The sequence below is a fragment of the Ideonella azotifigens genome (assembly GCF_006519715.1).
GTDB classification, from domain to species: Bacteria; Pseudomonadota; Gammaproteobacteria; order Burkholderiales; family Burkholderiaceae_C; genus Ideonella; species Ideonella azotifigens.
This window is the reverse complement of the sequence record NZ_VIDT01001176.1, coordinates 1-1,053: the sequence shown is the minus strand read 5'-3', so window position 1 is coordinate 1,053 and position 1,053 is coordinate 1. Positions and strand designations below refer to the sequence as shown.

Below are 1,053 nucleotides of genomic sequence, written 5' to 3'. Positions count from 1 at the left end.
GCCACGCCGCGGCGACACAACGCGCCGCCAGCACCCACAGCATCGTGCCCCAGGCACCGCGGTACAGCACCCGCGCGGCCCAGTCGCGGGTCATGCGCAGGCACAAGCCCGCCAGGGCCAAGGTCATCATCAGCGGGCAGGCAATCAGGCAGACCGCCAGCAGCGCAAAGAACATGTCGAAGAACACGCCTGGCATGACTCACTCCGCAGCGGCACGAGGCACGGCTTGGGTCGGCGCCGTCGCCAGGGCCTCGTCGAACATCCGGTACCAGTCGACGCCACGGGTCAGCCACATCACCGCCGCCACTGCGGCAAACAGGCCCACCGAGCCGATGACCAGCGCGGTCTGCTCGCGCTGCAGCAGCACGTACATCAGCCCGTAGAGCAGCGCCATCGCACCGCCGAAGGTGATGCCATCGCGGCGGCGGCCCAGCATGTGCGCGGTGTACACGCCCAGCAGCGAGACGCAGGCCGCGCTCGCAATGCCGTAGGCAATGCCAAACGCCAGGTGCTCGGACAGGCTGAGCAACAGCAGGAAGAACAGCGTCAGCGCCAGGCCGACCAGCGCGTACTGGATCGGGTGCACGCGCCGCACCCGGCCGCGGCCCAGCACCTCGACCAGCGCCACCGCGATGAAGGTCAGGCCGACGAACAGCAGGCCGTATTTGGTCGCCCGGTCGCTCAGCACGTATGGGTTGACCGGGTCGATGAACGAGACGGCCAGCGTGTCCAGGCATTCGGGCGCGGCGGCGGCAACCGCGGCGGGATAGGCCGTTTCATCGCCCGGCTCGGCCAAAGCCGTGGCGGGTTCACACAGTTTCGCGCCGGACAGCACCTGCCGCGGCGCCGCCGAGGCCAGTGCCGAGACCTGCCAGGTCGCATCGAAACCCTGGTCGGTGATGTCGCGCGCGGTCGGCAGGAAGCGCCCGCCAAACGACGGGTGCGGCCAGTCGGACTTCGTGACCCATCGCGTGGCCTCCCCGACCGGTACCAGCGCCAGGCGCGCGATGCCGACCAGTTCCAGCTCGACGTGTGCGGCCAGCGCGGCGCTGT

2 protein-coding genes are annotated in these 1,053 nt (G+C 70.0%); both read right to left on the bottom strand.

The window, feature by feature from the left end; genetic code table 11:
- On the bottom strand, nt 1-196 hold a 196-nt coding region (locus FKP22_RS31435), incomplete at its 3' end, for a hypothetical protein (protein WP_141292073.1).
- Between the two features lie 3 nt (nt 197-199).
- The coding region (gene creD / locus FKP22_RS31430) for a cell envelope integrity protein CreD (protein WP_141292072.1) at nt 200-1,053 on the bottom strand (854 nt) is incomplete at its 5' end.